The following is a 19,474-nucleotide window of genomic DNA, read 5'->3' on the forward strand; positions in this document are numbered from 1 at the left end:
AAATATTACTGTCAGGCTTTTTCTATTATTCAAGATATAATGAAGGTGTTATTTGTTTATCACGATGGGAGCCTCGCTCAGTGTTTCTTGTTTAAAAAGAAGCTCTGTGAGTAAGTTTTTGTAAAGGTCATAATTCTCAAGGGCGGCATCTTTTTCATCTTTTGCCATTTTATTAGAGAGTCTTCTTTTTATATTAATAATTGTCTTGTCTGATGTGATGGTATAAGCAAGAGGCAGGCCTAAGGAGTGCTTAAGATTTTTAATAATCTGTGTGTACTTGTTATCTGAGTCATCTACATAAAGCACGTCAATGTTACGATGATATCCTTTTGCTAGTTTTTTTACCTCCTTGTTGTTTCCCCAATGCAGTAATATTATAGATATGTCATCTCCATACTGGGCTGCTAGTTCATTAAGAGCTGCTTGTTCTCCTTTACAATTTATACGCCAGCTAGAGTAGGTGAGTAGCATTACTGGTTTTGTATAGTCATTAAGTGTTACCGCTTTTTTAGAAAGTTTAGTCACCGTAAAATTGTCCATTAGAGACCCTGCGATTTTATCTTGAACAAGATTATCAAAAAGTACTTTGACTTTGTCTTGTTCTAAATTTCTAATCGCGTCTTCGGCTTGTAAAAGATAGGCAGGTAGGTGCGTGTCTAGCACATCAGAAAAAAACAGTTGAGAGTTTTGAGCCGATAGTGTAACGTGCGCAGTAAGAAGGAGTGTAAGTAATAATCTTCCCATAATTATACCTTTATACTAGCAAGGTATGTGAGTAGGATGTAAAAAAGAAATTTTTTCGCTCAAGCGCTCAAAAATCGGGTTAACAAGTAAATTTTTGGCACTTAATTAATCAAAATAGTGATAAATAGCTGGTGAAATCTATTTTTATTAAGAATATGATATTTGTCAAGGGGTTTAGTTGTTCCCGCCCTTTTTTATAAGAGGAGACACATTTGGTTTATTTTTGGTTGGTTTGTCAGTATTTGCTCTTTCTAGCGCTGCCTTTTGATTACGTTCTATTAATGACTCTCTTTGTTTTGTGCTTTCATCATCAGAAGATTCAGTACCGTATTGTGGTTTGTTTTCCTCTCTGTTTTGCAAGGTGCCTTCATCTATATCAGAGTTTTCTGAAAGTGGAGGTTTCTCGCCATCATCTGGTGTGCTAAAGAAACCTTCATCTATTTCTGGAAGAGGTATTCCCTGTATTTTTGTAAGTGTAAAAGGTGCCTCACCTTTAAAAATATCTTCTTTACTAAGAAGTCGCTCATCGCCACGCCAGTTAAACCCTTCAAAGGTTTGTGGCTCGTCTAAAAATTGAGACTCAGGAAAAATATTCCCGCCAGGACTCTTTATTTTATTAATCTCATCTATGGTGTTCTCAAAAAAAGTGATTTCTATCCTTGCAGATTTGCCTCTATCTATCCCTGTGAGATCTCCATTATCTTCACGCATATACATTATGGTCTCGGCATTGTTTATAATATCTACCTGCTTAAGTGCATTGTCATCATCAAAAAAACCATAAAGTTTCTGGCCCTTAATCTGATTGAAACCAGAGATAGTATCCTTTTGAGCAATAAAAGCGTTATTAAAAACTTTAAGCGAATCTATTTTTTCTGTCTCTGTATTGCTTATGAGGTGTATGCTATCACCCGTGATCTGGCTTTCTTCACTCCATAAGATAGGTTTACGAATCATTTGTGTAAGACCTGTGCGCTGGTTACTGTGTAGTGAGTCACTCTTACCACTCATATTACTCTTATAGAGCTTTACATTTTTATAAGCTCTGAGTATACGATTATCTGGCTTACCTGTAAGTAGCAGTTTATCGCCGTGTACATATACAGAGTCATTATCTTCTACAGTAATAGCAACGGCTCTTTGCGTTATGAGTACGGAGTCTTTTGCTCTATAAACCTCTGCATAATGCCCTTTTACTAGACTTCTATTAAGGGTGTCAAGTACTTTTATATTATTAGTAGCGCTGGCAAAATTGCGGTTTCTATCAAAATAAAGACTATCCCCATATACTTGCCTGTTATCATAATCTATACGAGAGTTTTTTACAAAATAGCCATAATCATTTGCGGTATCATAAAACCCACGTTCACAATACACCTTAGAAGTCTTACTTGTAATCGTTGTAGGGCCGTATAGATAAGCGTGCTCTGGCACACTATAAAAATCTAGTTGCTCACTGTTTATAGTATACTCAGGGTTTTTTACGACCACATCGCTTATAAATGAGATTTTATCTTGCTCTATATAATAACGGCCCACACGGCTTGTAATCTTGCTATTAGGAGAGGTTACAACACCACCAGTTCTGTAATATGCCTGCTGTGTAGTACGGTTAAAATACATTGTATCTGTAGTGACGGTGGTTGTATCCTTTTTTAGAAATACATCGCCGGCGGCATAGGCAAATTTTGTTTTACCATTATACTCGATGTATTTACTACGCATAGAGACAGAGTCGCCTTGTTTGAGCCTTACATTTCGATAAGCCTTTACAAAGTTTTCTTCTTTGTAAAAAAAGGCAAGATCACACCACATCTCTGCACCTTCGTGCTCTATGTAAACTTGCTCATTATTGTTTTTCAGTAAAAGGATTGCCCCAGGAAACTCCTCTTCATTTATACGCTCTATGGGAGATTCTATATAGATGAGCTTTGAGGGTTGTTCTTGCGCTTTCGCGAAAGCGGAAAAAAATATAATCCCAGCTAGTAAGATGTAGTGCTTGTAGTTCATTAATTCCAAAAATAATCAAATTGCTAGCCTTAACCGTTAGCGCTTTATCAAAAAATAGATTGTAAAGATTAAAACGTTGCTATAAGTCAAAGCGTATGTAGCAATGTGTTTATATATAAAAAGAGCCTTCAGACTTGTGTCTGAAGGCTCTTTACGTATTGTAAATACTTACTATCTAAGGATAGTTTGTGTTCTATCTGGTCCTACAGATACTATCTTGATAGGAGTCTCTAGCTCTTTTTCTAGATAGTCTATATAGTCATTAAGCTCTTTAGGTAGTTGGTCTGCCTTAGTCATACCTGTAAGGTCTTCAGACCATCCTGGCATTTCTTTATAAACAACCTCTACGTTTTCTGGCTCTATGTTATATGGAAGGTGCTCAATAGTCTCTCCTTTATATTTATAAGCCGTACATACTTTTAAGGTTTTAAAACCAGAAAGCACATCACCTTTCATCATCATAAGTTGTGTTACACCATTAACGCGCACAGCATATTTAAGTGCTACTAGATCGAGCCATCCACAACGACGCGCTCTACCTGTAGTTGCTCCAAACTCGTTACCTACACGCCCCATAGTCTCACCATCCTCATCAAAAAGTTCTGTAGGAAACGGTCCAGAGCCTACACGAGTAGTGTATGCTTTAAATATCCCGAATACTTCCCCTATTTGATTAGGAGGAACTCCAAGACCGGTACAAGCACCAGCCGCAGTCGTGTTTGAAGAAGTTACAAAAGGATATGTACCAAAATCAATATCTAGAAGTGATCCTTGTGCTCCCTCTGCAAGTATAGATTTACCGCCTTTTTGAGCTTGGTATAGGTACTCTTCTGAGTCTATAAATTGTAAGGTCTTAAGCGTCTTTATTGCTGCAAAAAATTCTGATTCTAGTTCTTCTAGGTCATACTCAATTTTTGCATCATAAAAGTCTATCATAGAGATATGCTTATCTCTAAGAGTTGCATAACGATCTTTCCAGTCTGCAAGTTCTAGATCACCTACACGTATACCGTTACGACCTGTCTTATCCATATAAGTAGGTCCTATTCCTTTAAGAGTAGATCCTATTTTTGCTTTTCCCTTTGAGGCTTCAGAAGCAGCATCAAGTAAGCGGTGGGTAGGAAGTATAAGGTGAGCTTTACGCGAGATTACCATTTTTGCTTTATAATCAAGACCTTCAAACTTGTCTAAGTTTTGTAGCTCTTTCTTAAAAATCACTGGATCTATCACCACACCATTACCTATGACATTCATAGCATTGTCGTGAAATATTCCAGAAGGAATTGTATGTAGTACGTGTTTTATACCATCAAACTCAAGGGTGTGACCAGCGTTAGGTCCTCCTTGAAAACGTGCAATGATATCGTAGTCTTTTGTAAGGACATCTACAATTTTTCCTTTTCCTTCGTCGCCCCATTGGAGGCCTAGTAGTAAATCTACTGCCATTGTTATATTAGTTAGTCGTGTTTTTCTTTCCGTAAAAGTATAGGGAGTGCTTGTCTATAGTAATATCAAAAACCTCTTCTATGGTTTTTTTTATAGACTGTATGCGAGGGTCACAAAATTCTATAACCTCTCCAGTATCTGTTAGAATTACGTGATCGTGCTGCTTGTCAAAATATGATTTCTCATACTGCGCTTGGTTGTTACCAAACTGGTGCTTGCGCACGAGTCCACATTCTAATAAAAGTTCTATAGTGTTATATAGTGTTGCACGGCTCACACGATAGTTCTTATTTTTCATACTAATGTAAAGCGCTTCTATATCAAAGTGCTCTTCATTGCTGTATATTTCGTGTAGTATGGCAAAACGCTCTGGCGTCTTGCGGTGGCCTTTTTCTTCTAGATAGGCTGTAAAAACGCCTTTTACAACGTCTTGATCCTTATTGATAGTAGCTTTTAGTGGCATCGTTTATAATAAAGGACGAATTTACGGATTTAAACTCTAGTCACTTGATCGATACCATCTATTTTTTTGAGATTTTCTATTAAGGTTTTCAACAATGCATTGTTTCTTACAACAACGGTTATTTTACCCTTAAAAATACCTCCTTGTGTGGTAAAGCTCAGGCCTTTTATATCTACATTAAGATGGTTTGATATCTCTGCTGTAACTGTATTTACTAGACCAAGATTATCTATCCCTGTAAGTACGATATCTGTTTGATAACCCGTGTCTGATGAGTCTACCCACTTTGCTTTTATAATTCTATAGGCGTAGTTGCTACGCATAGCAATTGCATTGGGGCAGTTATTCTTATGAACCTTTATACCATCTTTTATAGTAGTAAACCCAAAAACCGGATCACCCGGTATAGGGCTACAGCACTTTGCAAAGGTGTAATCTAGTTTTTGATCTTCCGGTCCAAAAACAAGAGAGTCAAAATTATTTGTAATCTCATCTTTGTGAATATCTGGCGGAGTGTTAGGTTTTCTGATCTTACTTTTAATAAAACTCATTAAGGCATTGCTGCGTTGTGCTGCAAACTCTTTAATCATTTTATTATCAATCGTTCCATTACCTACACGGTAAAAGAGGTCTAAGCTCGTATTGAGTTTAAAGTAAGAAACGAGCTCATTTATAGTTTTTTCGTTAAGCGGGATTTTTTGCGATTTTAGTTTTCTGGAGAGTATCGCCTTTCCATCATCTGCTAGTTCTTTTTTCTCGTCTTTGAGTGAAGATTTTATCTTTGCTCTCGCTCTAGCCGTAGTTGCATAGTCTAACCAGTTGTTTGTAGGCTGCGCAGACTCAGAAGTAATAATCTCAACTTGATCACCACTTTTAAGTGTATGACTAAGTGGCACTAGCTTCCCATTTACTCTTGAGCCACGTGTATGTAAGCCTACCTCAGTATGAACACTAAAAGCAAAATCAAGGGGTGTAGCGCCTTTAGGTAAAGATTTAAGATCTCCTTGTGGGGTAAATACAAAAATCTCTTTATTGTAAAGGTTGAGTTTAAAGTTTTCTACAAAGTCTACCGCATTTTGGTCCGGATTTTCTAGTGCTTCTTGAAGTCTGTTTATCCACTCATCTAGGCTTGATTCTCCTTCTTTACCTTCCTTATATTTATAGTGTGCCGCATATCCTTTTTCGGCAATTTCATTCATACGGTCAGAGCGTATTTGTACTTCTACCCATCTACCTTTAAGCCCCATTACAGTAATGTGTAAGGCCTCATATCCCGTAGATTTTGGTGAAGAAATCCAGTCGCGTAGCCGCGTAGGGTTAGGTCTAAAGTGGTCTGTAACAATAGAGTAAATTTTCCAAGCAAGGAACTTTTCATTAGCCTTATCGCTTTTATAGATAATACGTATAGCAAACTTGTCATAAACCTCCTCAAAGGTAACTCCTTGAGCAAGAATTTTACGTCGTATGCTGTATATAGATTTTGGTCTACCTTTTATCTCATAATTAAGACCTTCTTCATCTAGAGAGTCTTCTATAACTTTTTTAAAGTCTTTGATATATTGATCTTGCTGCGCTTTGCTTTCTGTGATTTTACTCGCAATATCTTTATATACATCTGGTTCTGTATATTTAAGACTAAGGTCTTCTAGCTCTGTTTTAATATTATACAAGCCCATTCTGTGAGCAAGTGGAGCGTAGATATAAAGTGTCTCACTGGCAATTTTAGATTGCTTATCTGCACGCATAGCATCCATAGTTTGCATATTGTGCAATCTATCTGCTATTTTAATGATGATCACACGCGGGTCATCATTAATAGTTAGGAGCATTTTTCTAAAGTTTTCTGCTTGCAGCGATACGTCCCTATCCTTTTTAAGACTTGATATTTTTGTAAGGCCATCTACAATACGGGCAACCGTCTCGCCAAACATTTGTTCAAGATCTGCAAGGGTGTACTCTGTATCTTCTACCACATCGTGTAGTAGTGCACTCGCTATAGAGGTAGCATCAAGTCCTATCTCACTTGCAACTATTTGAGCCACAGCAAGTGGGTGAAAGATGTAAGCCTCACCAGACTTGCGGCGTTGCGATTTATGCGCATCTACCGCCACCTCAAACGCTTTTCTTATCATCTTCTTGTCCTCATCGGTCAAGGTTTGATAACTTATGCGCAAGAGCTTTTTGTACTGTCTTGTCAGCTCTTTATTCTCTGCTTCTATAAATTCTGCGGTTAACTCCATATGATATACTAAAAGTACCAAATTCTCTTTTATGAACAACACATTTTTACGACATCTTGAGTAGTTTTAAAAATTGCCGATTATTTGATAATTCTTCAAAAAGTATCTTTTTCCGCTTTCGCGAAAGCGTAACAATAATACCACATCACCTACTTATAAATGACAGCATACTGAGCGAGTATAATTATTATCTTCGCCGTAATAAAAAACATTATATGAGCATATTTTTTATCCTAGTTGGATTAGTACTGTTAGTAGTAGGAGGGGAGTTTTTGGTACGAGCATCTGTAGGGTTATCTTTTAAACTCAACCTTTCTAAAATGGTGATAGGGCTTACAGTTGTATCTTTTGCAACCTCTGCTCCAGAACTACTGGTAAGCGTGCAGGCAGCGCTAGATGGGAGCTCAGACATTGCACTTGGTAATGTAATAGGGTCTAATATTGCAAACATAGGGCTTGTGCTAGGTATAACCGCGGTAATATCTGCACTGGCGATAGACCGAGATTTTTACAGGTTTAACTGGCCGGTGATGGTGCTATTCTCACTTGCACTTTACTTCTTACTTTCTAATGATGGTAAGCTCACAGCAGTAGAGGGTGGTGGTTTACTTGCGGCGCTGGGTGTGTACTTGTTTTTCTTAATACGTCGCGCTCGCAAAAGTAGAGAAGAAGAAGATGCAGATGGTGTAGATGAAGGACTAGGGCAGGCGTCTTATTTCAAAATTTTTATATGGCTATTTATAGGTGCACTTGCGCTATATTTTGGGTCAGAATGGCTAGTCTCTGGAGCAAAAGATCTTGCTACAGCAGTAGGTATAAGTGAGTATGCAATCTCTGTTACCGTGATTGCCATAGGCACGAGTGTGCCAGAACTTGCGGCTTCTGTAATCGCTGCGCTCAAAAAGGAAAAAGCAATCTCACTAGGTAACCTTATAGGTTCTAATATTTTTAATATTGCCTCTGTACTAGGCATTACATCGCTTATAAAGGATATAAATGTTGTTGATGATGCTATTTTAGGGACTAATATTTACTGGATGCTAGGCTTTGCTATTGTACTCTTACCACTAGCATTTATACCAAAAACATTACAAATAGGTCGTTTTAAGGGCTTATTTCTTGTAGGTGCCTATATCTTATTTATTGCGCTTGCATTTGCGGCTTAGTTTCTTGGCTTCGTTTCTAAAGTAAATATCAGGCTTCTCAATTATTTGATTATAATGAATGTACATTGTCTTCTATAGGCAATTTTAAGTTATTGTATACTGTCTATAGATATAGATAAAACTCCTTGTTTTATTATATAAGACGTGTTTACGCTTTCGCGAAAGCGCAAAAAAAAATGCCCAACCTAAGTTGAGCATTTTTCACAATATAATTAAATCAGAATTAAACCTTTGCTGTTTTTACAGTCTCGATAATACGACCTGCTACTCTGTATGGGTCTGCGTTTGAAGCTGGACGACGGTCTTCTAGCCATCCTTTCCATCCTTGCTCTACAGTGATAATAGGGATACGTATAGATGCTCCTCTATCTGATACTCCGTAAGAGAAGTCATTTATAGATGCAGTCTCGTGATCTCCTGTAAGGCGCTGCTCATTGTGAGCTCCGTATGCTTCTATATGTTCTTTTGTAAATGGACGGAAAGCCTCACATATTGTATTGTAAGTCTCTTCAGATCCACACGTTCTCAATGTTGTATTTGAGAAGTTTGCGTGCATTCCAGAACCATTCCAGTCTCCTTTTATTGGTTTTGGGTGGTAATCTATGTACCATCCGTACTGCTCAGTAAGACGGTCTAGTAGGTAACGAGCAATCCAGATCTCATCTCCTGCTTTTTTTGCTCCTTTTGCAAAAAGTTGGAATTCCCACTGTCCAGAAGCAACCTCTTGGTTAATTCCTTCAAAGTTAAGACCAGCCTCGATACAAAGATCTGCGTGCTCTTCTACAAAGTCACGACCGTGAGTGTTTTTACCACCTACAGAACAGTAGTACATACCTTGTGGTCCAGGGTATCCACCTATAGGAAATCCTAATGGTAGTTGTGTAGCCGTGTCCATAATGAAGTACTCTTGCTCAAAACCGAACCAGAAGTCATTATCGTTATCATCTATTTTTGCTCTATGGTTTGACTCGTGCGGAGTACCATCTGCACTTAAAACCTCAGTCATTACTAAAAATCCATTTATACGTAGTGGATCTGGGTAAATTGCAACTGGCTTTAAAAGACAGTCTGAATCTCCTCCAGAAGCTTGTTTTGTAGAAGAACCATCAAAAGACCATACTGGACAATCTTCTAGTTTACCACTAAAGTCATTTACAACCTTAGTTTTACTTCTCATATTTTGTGTCGGTGCATACCCGTCTAACCAAATGTATTCTAATTTTGACTTGCTCATAATAGCATTAATGTTTTGAGTTAACGAGGGCAAAGATAAAATAATTTTGAAATGCAGTGCTATTTATAGGGTTGATTTATTAAAAATTACACCATCTTATTAACAACCCCTTAAATTTTAGGGGGTATGTAAAAAAAGAGACATATTTTTGTAAATCCCTTATATTTGCAATGCTTTTAAGGTCTCAAATGGTTGAATCTGTAAACTCTTTATTTAATGCAGAAGAGTAAATCTTAATAGTATAAACAATTTAAATAAACACGATAGTGACCTATATTAATGAGAACCACTATCATATAGTCATAAAAAGTTATGTCAAAATTACGTTTTCAAGCACTACACGATGTACAACATCGACCTTCAGTTACTTTTGAATCACTAGGACGACCATCGTCTTTATATAAGTCAAGTGTCTTTGGAGAGCAAGCTATGCGACAGTATTTATCAAAATCTACATTTGATAGTGTGCAAACGGCTATACGTAAAGGAGATAATATAGATCGCATCACTGCAGATGCTATAGCGACGGGTATGAAATCTTGGGCGCTAGAAAAAGGAGCAACTCATTACACACATTGGTTTCAACCGCTTACTGGTGCTACTGCAGAGAAGCACGATGCTTTTTTTGAAGTTACACCAGAGGGGCACGTCATAGATAAATTTGACGGGGCACAGCTTGCACAGCAAGAACCAGATGCCTCAAGTTTTCCTCACGGAGGAATACGCAATACTTTTGAAGCACGTGGTTATACCGCCTGGGACCCTACGTCGCCTGCATTTATATATGATAACACACTTTGTATACCTACAGTTTTTGTAGCTTATACTGGAGAGGCTCTTGACTTTAAGACTCCGCTACTCAAAGCACTTAATGTAATAGATGAGGCCGCGACAGATGTTGCTCGCTATTTTAATAAAAACGTAAATAAGGTAACTGCCACATTAGGCTGGGAGCAAGAGTTTTTTCTTGTAGATGCATCACTTGCCGCTGCGAGACCAGACTTAACACTTACAGGGAGAACGCTTCTAGGTCACGCCGCGGCAAAAGGCCAGCAGCTGGATGATCATTACTTTGGTTCCATTCCTATTCGTGTGCTAGCATACTTAAAAGAGCTAGAGCAAGAATGTCTCCTGCTAGGTATCCCTGTAAAAACAAGACATAATGAGGTAGCGCCTAATCAGTTTGAGATGGCTCCGGTATATGAAGAGGCAAATCTTGCGGTAGATCATAATGCCCTACTTATGGATATTATGCAAAAGGTCGCCCAGCGTCACCATTTTAAGGTGCTCTTTCACGAGAAACCTTTTGATGGTATAAACGGTAGTGGTAAACATAATAACTGGTCGCTAGCTACAGACACGGGTGTCAACCTTTTAAGCCCAGGTAGCACACCTATGAAGAATTTACAGTTTTTAACCTTTTTTGTAAATACTATAAAAGCTGTTTATGAACACGAGGCACTACTACGAGCATCTATTGCCAGTGCCGGAAATGATTATAGACTGGGAGCAAACGAGGCGCCACCGGCAATCATCTCTGTCTTTATAGGGTCACAACTTACTAGAGTACTAGACGAACTAGAGAAGGTAACAGATGGAAAACTCTCTCCACAAGAGAAAACAGACCTTAAACTGAATGTTATAGGTAAAATACCCGAGATTTTACTTGACAATACAGATCGCAACCGTACCTCACCTTTTGCTTTTACAGGTAATAAGTTTGAGTTTAGAGCAGTAGGAGCTACTGCAAACTGTGCAAACCCTATGACAGTTCTTAATGCTATAGTAGCACAACAGCTTATAGCTTTTAAGAAAGAAGTAGACACTCTGGTAGATACGAAGGATATGAAAAAGGATGATGCCATCTTTAATGTACTGCGCGAGTATATTAAGGACAGCAAGAAGATACGATTTGAAGGTGACGGGTACGGTGACTCTTGGGAAAAGGAAGCAAAAAAACGTAAGCTTAGTAATAACAGAACAACAGTAGAGGCTCTAAAGGCTAGAGTAAGTAAAGCTAGTGTAGCGCTTTTTGACTCGCTACAAATTATGAATACGGTTGAAATACAAGCGCGTTATGAGATAGAGCTCGAGGAGTATGTAAAACGCATACAGATAGAGAGCCGTGTTCTTGGAGATGTAGCGCGTAATCATATTATCCCTACAGCCTTGCGTTATCAAAATGTACTTATAGATAATGTACAAGGACTTAAAAGTATTTATGGAGAAGAGTTTTCCGCTTTCGCGAAAGCGCAAACATCCATCATAAAAGCCCTATCAGATCACATTGCTAGTGTTAATACACTTATTACAGAAATGATTGATGTACGTAAAAAATCTAATGGTCTTGAGTTAGAGAAAAAAGCAGCTGACTATGCCGATAAAGTAAAGCCTTATTTTGAACTTATAAGGAAACAATGTGATAAGCTAGAATTACTTGTAGAAGACGATTTGTGGCCTTTACCAAAATATAGAGAGCTTCTTTTTGTAAATTAAGTATAGTTTTCTGTAAGATTTTTCAATTATTTTTTGAAATTATTTCTCGGTGATAAGCTTTGTGTTTTTGAGACTTAGCATATCTACTGAGTTTTTGGTGTGCTTGTAAATGAATAATTTACACTTAGTCGAAAACATTGCATTTTATAATCATATATTATAAAATCACTCTTAACTTGCACATATACTTTTATCTATATTTTCCCTCTTTGAGTATTCTTCCCCCGTAGTATGTAAGTTTTGGCTTTCACATTTTGATGATGATGACGTTTTTGTTGTTGGCCTATATTGACGTGTTTTTATTAACCATTTATATATTAATCAATAACTTTTTTATTATGAAAAGAATTCTAATGAGCGCTGCTGCACTTGCTATTTGTTCTGTTACTTTTGGACAGAATACTAGTACAGTAAGCCAGACGGGAACAACAAACGGACAACTTACCTTACAATTAGGAAGTAACACATCTACAATTACACAAGATGGATTAAACTCTGGGGCTACGGCAGGAGGAGACAGTAACGTGGCAGGAGTACTGCAAGTAGGAGCTAGTACATCTACTATATCTCAACTAGGAGATCGTAACCTAGCTGGGGTTGCTCAGTTTGGGTTAGGTAACAGTGCAAATATTGATCAAGGTGTAGGTTATTCTGAAGATAACGTTGCTGGAACACTTCAAATAGGAAATGATAATACAGCTTCACAAAAGCAACGTTATGATAACAATACTGCAGGAATTCTTCAAGTAGGAGATGATAACACGGCAACACAAGACCAGTCTACATTAACAAACGGCGCTATGGGTAGTACAGCTACTATAGATCAAGACGGTGATGATAATACGGGTACACAAGTACAAAGAGGTGAAGAAAACTTAGCAACTCTTGTGCAATTTGGAGATGATAACACAAGTACAGAAAACCAGACAGGTGATCGTAATGACAGTGATGTGCTACAAGTAGGTGATGGAAATGATAGTGATGTTGACCAGATGGGAGACGAGAATGAATCTCGTGTAGATCAAGATGGTAATATGAACATTGCAAGTGTAGATCAAAACGGTTTTAGCAACAAAGCAGTAGCTATTCAAAAAGGGGATGGAAACAACTCTTCTACTTTACAATTACTAGACAACAATTATTCTTGGACACGTCAAAGAGGAGATATGAATACATCTATAGTTGAACAAGATGGAGATCTTAACCGTTCTGTAACAGACCAAAATGGAAATAGTAACTTTGCAGTTACATTACAAGGAGATCCTTCTTCATCTTTCTTTAAGAGTGATGGAGCAGATGCGATAACTCGCCAGACAGGAAATGGCAACTTTGCAGCTACACAGCAATATGGTAGTGATAACGTGTCATTATCACAAAGTACAGGTGATGGTAACACTGCTAGAGCTTACCAGATAGGTAGCAATGATGCCGAGATTGAGCAAGTAGGAAATGGAAACTTTGCTTCAAATAGACAAGTAGGTTATGCTGCAGATAACTTTTTAGGAGATGATAATACAGCATATACACGCCAGAGAGGAAACAATAATTATGCAGATGCTAGTCAGATAGGTAATGATAACAACTCAAGAATTATACAAGGTGCAGGTTTTGGCGATGATAACAGCGCTATAGTTGCTCAAAATGGAGAAAGTAACAACTCAGTGGTACGTCAGTTTAGAGATGATCAGACTGCTACAGTTAGTCAAACAGGAGATAATAATGATTCTGATGTCTTACAAAGAATGGGAGATGGTAACCAAGCGTACATTGTACAAACTGGTGACGATAACGTTTCTGATGTAGATCAAGATGGAGATGCAAACCTTACAAATGTAGATCAAGTAGGTAACTTAAATTTTTCTCAAGTAGCGCAAGACGGTACATCAAACGTGGCAGATATAGATCAGTCTGGTGATGTAAACTTCTCTTATGCAGGTCAAGTAGGTACAGGAAACTCATCTACAGTTAGTCAGACATCTACAGGAGTGTTTTTAGGTCTTGGTAATGCGTCTATCACATTGCAAGATGGTATGAACAATACATCTACAGTAACACAAAACGGGAGTGCAAACGCTTCATTAGTTGGTCAACTTGGTATGGGTAATACTTCAACAGTTAGCCAGACAGGGGTGCTTAATATTCAGGCAACTGGCCAGTTAGGAGTTGGTAACACAGCTACTACTACTCAGGTGGGAACAGGTAACACTTCTATAACACTACAAGCTGGGTTCTAATAAATGATAATCGCATACTGCGTGGGTATGCGCAGTATACCCTTAGAATCTCCGTACCCAACTACATAATTATTTCATAATAATTATATGAATGGATAAAGCACCGCCTCGCGGTGCTTTTTTCATTTAAGTTGGAAAGCCTAGTTAAGAATTTATATTGTTTATTTAGGCTTTCGCGAAAGCGTAATTCATTGCAAGGTACTTTGGAGTAGGTCCATAGACTTAGAGTATATGTAATGATTAATAAAATAAGTGCTATAAGTAAGGTAATAACTTACAATATGTCACTTGTGTGAAGTGAATTTTTAACTTGTAACTAATTGATTTTGAATAATAAAAAACAGTTGTATCTGTAAGAATTATCTTAATCTCATTAGACCGTGTTTATTAAAGGGTATTTGCCCCTTCTTTGTGAGACCCTGTTTTTACTGGTGGTTTAAAGATTTAAGTTATACAGTAGGCTTCCCTTTGTCGAAAACTTAGGTTTCGATGTTGACTAAGACAACAATTTGCATAATTTAGCACTGTATTACAAAACGATCTTCCCCCACGTAATATAACTCCCCCGTAATAAAAGTATTGGTATAGCGCACATTATAGATGATGCTGTTGACGCGTATGGCCATTATTAAACTGTATTTATTAACCATTTATATATTTTTTAATTAAACCTTTTTATTATGAAAAAATTATTATTAAGTGCTGCGGCACTCGCATTTTGCACTGTAGGTTTTGCACAAAACAATGACAGTGATGTAGATCAAAGAGGAACACTTAACACATCTGGAGTTCTTCAAGTAGGAGGAAACAACACTTCTGTAGTTGACCAAGATGGTAGAAACAATGCAGCTGGTGGAGATTCAAACAGTGCTCTTGTAGTACAACTAGGTAATCGTAATGCATCAGACGTATCTTCTCAAGGTGATCGTAACGCTGCAGGTGTATTACAGGTAGGTAACCGTAACGGTGCTACTATAGATCAAGGAGTAGGTTATGCAGAAGATAATATTGCTTCTACTATCCAAACTGGAAACAGAAACACTGCTTCACAAAAACAACGTTACGATAATAACCAGGCGTTTATAAACTCTAATGGTAATCGTAATACAGCTATGCAAGATCAATCTAGTATGAGTGAGAATGCTCCTGGAAACTTTGCAGATATTGATCAGGATGGTAACCGTAATATGGCATCTCAAACACAAAGAGGAGAGGCAAATGATGCATTTATTACTCAAGATGGAAACCGTAATGATGCTACACAGACTCAAACTGGAGATATGAACTCTGCAACTAGTACTCAAACAGGTAACCGTAATACTTCTTTAGAAAGTCAAGATGGAAACTTAAACGTTTCTATTAATACACAGTTAGGAGATGATAATATGACAGATCACGCACAGAAAGGTGATTCTAACTTTGCATCTACTACGCAAACAGGAACTTTTAATGACAGTAGTATTGATCAAGATGGTACAGGTAACGGTGCTATTACAGCTCAATTAGGTTCTGCAAATGATTCTGACGTAGAGCAGGATGGAACAGGTAACGGTTCTTTTGTAGCGCAGGCTGGTATAGGAAACATTTCTGACGTAAAGCAGGATGGAACAACAAACGGTTCTTTAGTATTACAATTAGGAGTTGCAAATAATTCTGATGTTGATCAAGTAGGAACTTCTAATGGATCTTTTGTAGCACAATTAGGAGCTGCAAACAGTTCTACAGTATCACAAAATGGAGGTGGTAACGGATCTGCAGTATTACAAGCAGGAGCTCTTAACAATTCAACAGTGAGTCAAGTAGGAGGCCTTAATGGATCACTAGTAGCACAAGCAGGTGTTGCAAACGGTTCTCTAGTAGCACAAGCTGGTCTTGGAAACGGATCTACTGTTGCTCAAACAGGTTTTGGAAATGGTTCTATAGTAGGGCAGTTAGGTCTTGGAAATGGTTCTTCAGTTACTCAAACAGGAGCGCTTAACGGATCATTAGTAGGTCAAGCTGGTGGGTTTAATACATCTACAGTAGATCAGAACGGTATTCTTAATGGATCTGCAGTTGGACAATTAGGAGCTGGAAACACTTCAAATGTTGATCAAGATGGTTTCTTAAACGGTCAAGTAACTGGACAGTTAGGAACTGGTCACAACGCAGATACTAAGCAATTAGGAGCTGGAAACGGATCTATTACACTTCAAGCTGGATTCTAAGAAATAATATTTCTTAAGACACAAATAATCACTACATTTAAGAGTGATTAAAAATAACCTGAAAAGGGTGTAGTGATCAATAAATCTCACACACCCTTTTCTTTATATAAAAAATTATGAAAATCTATAGTTTATTAATTTTCGCATTTCTTTTTACTGTGTCACTAGCTGCTCAGACTAATGAGGCTGCACCAGAAACTATAACTCGTTCTAATATTGTTAACCTTGTAGCTACAGAGCAATTACCTAGAGTAAATAATAATTTTCCTAATAATAGCGTATTGATTCAACAAGTAGGTCAAGCTAACTCATCATATGTAAATATTGCTTCATCTAGTTCTTCTGTTACAGTTTCTCAAAATGGTAATAGTAATGATGTTGCAATTGCCTTAAGAGGTAATAATATTTCAGAGAGCGTGTATCAATTAGGAAATGGAAATTCAGTAATAGATGTTTCTACAAGCAATGCATCTGGATCTGGTATGCAAGTGATTCAAAAAGGAAATAATTTAGAATTAGAAAGATATGGCACCAGCCGCACCTCTGGACCTATAAAAGTAACTCAGACAGGTAATGGTTCAGGTCAAGCAGTGATAGTTCGTCAGTTTAACTAGTTTATTACTTAGCTCATAATAGCATACTTTAATGATGTTACGCTATAGTACATACATATTACTTATTGCGCTCATATTCTTAACAGATACGGTGAAGGCGCAAAAATTCTACAATACAGAAATTGCTGCAAAAATTGAAATAGTTGAGTCTAATGGACTTTATTTAATAACAGCAAATGCTTCTAACCTAACAGGTTTAAACAGAAGCATACGGTACAAATTCTCAATTATACAAAGAGATGGTACAAATAACCCCAAAAAAGAAGAGGCAGAAGGAAGGTTTGTAATTGAGCCTTCACAAAAAGTCATACTCAATGACTATGCAATGCTTATTGAAAAAAGTAAGAACGCACTTATCCTACTTCTCGTTTACGATGGAGAAAATTTAATAGGTAAGGATCGCGTCATCGTTGCCGAAATTATGGATGAGATACCCAAAGTAGGAGAGCGTACTATATTAAGCCAGGCATTACAACAAGGGCAATCTATAGGTCTCACGGGTTTAATTATAGAAGATACTAAAACAAAAGCAGGTCGTGATTTTTATAGATACTTTTTTCAAAAGTGTAGTATCGATAATATAAAATGGTCTAAGGATATTATTATAAAAGAAGATTTTGGACTAGGTAGGAGTACCGTTATCAAAGTAATAGAAGGAACGACTACAATTGTAAAGTTTAATGCACAGCCTAGAGATGAGTTTTTGAGGAAAGCCTCAGAGGAGTGCATACGACAGGTTCAAGGACATTTTAATCAACTAGCAAGAACAAAACAACTCTTAACATCATATTAATTCCAGACTACTTATGAAAAGTTTTATACTTATCGCAGGACTGTTTGTAACAGGTGGTTGCTTCTCACAGCAGCTTGTATATACTCCTAAAAACCCGAACTTTGGAGGAAGCTCATTTAACTATGCTTGGCTACAATCATCTGCAGATGCTCAAAACTCATTTACAGATCCTAATGCGGTAGATCCATTTGCACAACAAACCGACCTTGAGCGATTTACAGAAGATATTAATAGAACACTACTTAACAATATAAGTAATAGTATCACAAGGTCACTATTTGGAGAAGATGGAGAGCTACAAGAAGGTACGTTTACATTTGGTAGTCTAGAAGTAGAGGCTTTTCAAACTGCAGAAGGACTTGTTATAAACATATTAGATATAAATACAGGGGAGACCACACAGGTTATTGTTCCTAACTAAAAGCAATTATGAAGTATATCTTACAAACAGGTCTTTTAGTTTTAATGCTTAGCACGCTTTCAAGCTGTGGTACTTATTTCAACCAGCCATTGGGTCCAGAAGAGGCAAGAACTGGAGAAAAACTCGCAACTACAGATTCTCTTATGGCGTTACCTCCTACATCTAGAAGGATAGACGTAGGTGTATATAATTTTAGAGATCTTACAGGGCAATTTAAGGCAAGTGCGACTGCAAGTACATTCAGTACAGCGGTAACGCAAGGGTCAACCGCTATATTATTAAAAGCGCTTGAAGATTCTAAGTGGTTTAGAACCTTAGAAAGGGAAAACCTGGGTAATTTATTACAAGAGCGTAATATCATAAAGCAAACCAGAGAAGAAGCTAGAAAAACCACAAACCCAAACGAACCTAGATTACCAGGTCTCTTATTTGCAGGTATATTGCTTGAAGGAGGTATCGTTTCTTATGATACAAATATTGTAACAGGAGGACTAGGTGCAAGATACTTTGGTATAAGTGGTTCTACACAGTACCGTCAGGATAGAGTCACAGTTTATTTACGAGCAATAAATACTCAAAGTGGTGAGATTTTAAAAACTATTTACGTGTCAAAAACCATATTGTCACAATCACTTGATGCTAGTTTGTTTAAATATGTAAACTTTCAGAGGCTGCTAGAGGTAGAGACTGGTTTTACACGTAATGAACCTGTACAACTAGCAATAAAGGAGGCTATAGAAAAGTCTGTAAGAGGTCTTATTATAGAAGGTATAGAAGATAATTTATGGTCTACTAGTAAGGGTAGAGAACTTAATGAAAAGGTAGTAGCACAATATTATAAAGAAAAAGAGCTAGAAGAATCTACACGTTTATATGATAGAGTGTATAAGCCTAATGTTGCAAACTCACATTTTGACTTTGCTATAGGAGCAAACCTTTTTGATGGTGATCTGGCAGATAAGAAATTTGGTGAATTTGCACAGCTCGGTTACGAGACCGCTCTTGGCTCTACATTTGGGTTACATTTTAACGGGAGGTATCAAAGATTTAAAGCGGGTAATGAGTTTGAGCAAGCATATACAAGTCTTAACCTCAATCTTACTTATGAAATTTTACCTACAGATAATTTTACACCCTTTATCTATGCAGGAGGTGGTTACCTTTTTGGAGATAATGATGTAAGCGCTCCCAAAATGCAGTACGGTGGCGGCGTACTTTACAAAGTAAGTGATAGAGTAGGGCTCAAGTTATTTGCCGAACAGAACTTGACTTTTGTAGATGATGTAGACCTTGCCATAAATGGTAGAAGAAATGATTTTCACTTCAACTTTGGTTTTGGTTTGAGATATAGCATTTTAAAAGATAAAAAAGAAGAGGTAGAAGACGAGGTAATCCCATTAAATTAA

Annotated in this window: 14 protein-coding genes; 8 read left to right on the forward strand and 6 right to left on the reverse strand. The window is 37.4% G+C overall.

All coding sequences use genetic code 11. The features are described from left to right. Positions 1 to 48: 48 nt before the first annotated feature. The 5 genes from ABVM49_RS09840 to ABVM49_RS09860 all read right to left on the reverse strand — a co-directional run bounded on the left by ABVM49_RS09840 (position 49) and on the right by ABVM49_RS09860 (position 6,903). Positions 49 to 744, reverse strand: coding sequence for a TlpA family protein disulfide reductase (locus ABVM49_RS09840; RefSeq protein ID WP_405201699.1), 696 nt, complete (start codon positions 742 to 744; stop codon positions 49 to 51). 174 nt (positions 745 to 918) lie between these two features. Continuing rightward, a complete protein-coding gene (locus tag ABVM49_RS09845) occupies positions 919 to 2,754 on the reverse strand; it encodes an OstA-like protein (RefSeq protein WP_405201700.1) in 1,836 nt (611 codons plus the stop codon). 171 nt (positions 2,755 to 2,925) lie between these two features. Next, positions 2,926 to 4,200, reverse strand: a complete 1,275-nt coding sequence (locus ABVM49_RS09850; RefSeq protein WP_021778675.1) for an adenylosuccinate synthase — start codon at positions 4,198 to 4,200, stop codon at positions 2,926 to 2,928. Between the two features lie 7 nt (positions 4,201 to 4,207). Continuing rightward, on the reverse strand, positions 4,208 to 4,663 hold the full coding sequence (locus ABVM49_RS09855) for a Fur family transcriptional regulator (protein WP_021778676.1): 456 nt from the start codon (positions 4,661 to 4,663) through the stop codon (positions 4,208 to 4,210). A gap of 29 nt (positions 4,664 to 4,692) precedes the next feature. Further along, positions 4,693 to 6,903, reverse strand: coding sequence for a bifunctional (p)ppGpp synthetase/guanosine-3',5'-bis(diphosphate) 3'-pyrophosphohydrolase (locus ABVM49_RS09860; protein WP_021778677.1), 2,211 nt, complete (start codon positions 6,901 to 6,903; stop codon positions 4,693 to 4,695). A gap of 215 nt (positions 6,904 to 7,118) precedes the next feature. On the opposite strand from ABVM49_RS09860, the gene ABVM49_RS09865 reads away from it, so the two are divergent. Then, on the forward strand, positions 7,119 to 8,069 hold the full coding sequence (locus tag ABVM49_RS09865) for a calcium/sodium antiporter (RefSeq protein WP_405201701.1): 951 nt from the start codon (positions 7,119 to 7,121) through the stop codon (positions 8,067 to 8,069). A gap of 223 nt (positions 8,070 to 8,292) precedes the next feature. On the opposite strand, the gene ABVM49_RS09870 is transcribed toward ABVM49_RS09865, so the two are convergent. Continuing rightward, positions 8,293 to 9,303 carry a glutamine synthetase beta-grasp domain-containing protein gene (locus ABVM49_RS09870; protein WP_375253292.1) on the reverse strand — a complete coding sequence of 337 codons (1,011 nt, stop codon included), beginning with the start codon at positions 9,301 to 9,303 and terminating at the stop codon, positions 8,293 to 8,295. Between the two features lie 312 nt (positions 9,304 to 9,615). Between ABVM49_RS09870 and ABVM49_RS09875 the strand changes: the two genes are divergently transcribed. The 7 genes from ABVM49_RS09875 to ABVM49_RS09905 all read left to right on the forward strand — a co-directional run bounded on the left by ABVM49_RS09875 (position 9,616) and on the right by ABVM49_RS09905 (position 19,474). Next, the gene (locus ABVM49_RS09875; protein WP_405201702.1) at positions 9,616 to 11,799 is read left to right on the forward strand and encodes a glutamine synthetase III; all 2,184 of its coding nucleotides are present in this window, start codon (positions 9,616 to 9,618) and stop codon (positions 11,797 to 11,799) included. A 338-nt stretch (positions 11,800 to 12,137) separates the two neighbouring features. Then, positions 12,138 to 14,033, forward strand: a complete 1,896-nt coding sequence (locus tag ABVM49_RS09880; RefSeq protein ID WP_405201703.1) for a beta strand repeat-containing protein — start codon at positions 12,138 to 12,140, stop codon at positions 14,031 to 14,033. A 680-nt stretch (positions 14,034 to 14,713) separates the two neighbouring features. Further along, positions 14,714 to 16,240 carry a beta strand repeat-containing protein gene (locus ABVM49_RS09885; protein ID WP_405201704.1) on the forward strand — a complete coding sequence of 509 codons (1,527 nt, stop codon included), beginning with the start codon at positions 14,714 to 14,716 and terminating at the stop codon, positions 16,238 to 16,240. Positions 16,241 to 16,356: 116 nt separating this feature from the next. Continuing rightward, entirely contained in the window at positions 16,357 to 16,854 is a 498-nt protein-coding gene (locus tag ABVM49_RS09890; protein WP_405201705.1) for a hypothetical protein, read from the forward strand. 31 nt (positions 16,855 to 16,885) lie between these two features. Beyond that, positions 16,886 to 17,647, forward strand: coding sequence for a CsgE family curli-type amyloid fiber assembly protein (locus ABVM49_RS09895; RefSeq protein WP_405201706.1), 762 nt, complete (start codon positions 16,886 to 16,888; stop codon positions 17,645 to 17,647). A gap of 13 nt (positions 17,648 to 17,660) precedes the next feature. Beyond that, positions 17,661 to 18,068 carry a curli production assembly/transport component CsgF gene (locus tag ABVM49_RS09900; protein WP_021778685.1) on the forward strand — a complete coding sequence of 136 codons (408 nt, stop codon included), beginning with the start codon at positions 17,661 to 17,663 and terminating at the stop codon, positions 18,066 to 18,068. A gap of 8 nt (positions 18,069 to 18,076) precedes the next feature. Beyond that, positions 18,077 to 19,474 carry a CsgG/HfaB family protein gene (locus tag ABVM49_RS09905; RefSeq protein ID WP_405201708.1) on the forward strand — a complete coding sequence of 466 codons (1,398 nt, stop codon included), beginning with the start codon at positions 18,077 to 18,079 and terminating at the stop codon, positions 19,472 to 19,474.

Source organism: Dokdonia sp. LLG6352-1 (assembly GCF_045055815.1).
GTDB lineage: Bacteria > Bacteroidota > Bacteroidia > Flavobacteriales > Flavobacteriaceae > Dokdonia > Dokdonia donghaensis.

Coding starts and splice junctions, on each gene's coding strand:
- ABVM49_RS09900 (WP_021778685.1), top strand. CDS start 17,661: ATGAAAAGTTTTATACTTATCGCAGGACTGTTTGTAACAGGTGGTTGC.
- ABVM49_RS09855 (WP_021778676.1), bottom strand. CDS start 4,663: ATGCCACTAAAAGCTACTATCAATAAGGATCAAGACGTTGTAAAAGGC.
- ABVM49_RS09865 (WP_405201701.1), top strand. CDS start 7,119: ATGAGCATATTTTTTATCCTAGTTGGATTAGTACTGTTAGTAGTAGGA.
- ABVM49_RS09880 (WP_405201703.1), top strand. CDS start 12,138: ATGAAAAGAATTCTAATGAGCGCTGCTGCACTTGCTATTTGTTCTGTT.
- ABVM49_RS09845 (WP_405201700.1), bottom strand. CDS start 2,754: ATGAACTACAAGCACTACATCTTACTAGCTGGGATTATATTTTTTTCC.
- ABVM49_RS09885 (WP_405201704.1), top strand. CDS start 14,714: ATGAAAAAATTATTATTAAGTGCTGCGGCACTCGCATTTTGCACTGTA.
- ABVM49_RS09905 (WP_405201708.1), top strand. CDS start 18,077: ATGAAGTATATCTTACAAACAGGTCTTTTAGTTTTAATGCTTAGCACG.
- ABVM49_RS09875 (WP_405201702.1), top strand. CDS start 9,616: ATGTCAAAATTACGTTTTCAAGCACTACACGATGTACAACATCGACCT.
- ABVM49_RS09860 (WP_021778677.1), bottom strand. CDS start 6,903: ATGGAGTTAACCGCAGAATTTATAGAAGCAGAGAATAAAGAGCTGACA.
- ABVM49_RS09890 (WP_405201705.1), top strand. CDS start 16,357: ATGAAAATCTATAGTTTATTAATTTTCGCATTTCTTTTTACTGTGTCA.
- ABVM49_RS09840 (WP_405201699.1), bottom strand. CDS start 744: ATGGGAAGATTATTACTTACACTCCTTCTTACTGCGCACGTTACACTA.
- ABVM49_RS09850 (WP_021778675.1), bottom strand. CDS start 4,200: ATGGCAGTAGATTTACTACTAGGCCTCCAATGGGGCGACGAAGGAAAA.
- ABVM49_RS09870 (WP_375253292.1), bottom strand. CDS start 9,303: ATGAGCAAGTCAAAATTAGAATACATTTGGTTAGACGGGTATGCACCG.
- ABVM49_RS09895 (WP_405201706.1), top strand. CDS start 16,886: ATGATGTTACGCTATAGTACATACATATTACTTATTGCGCTCATATTC.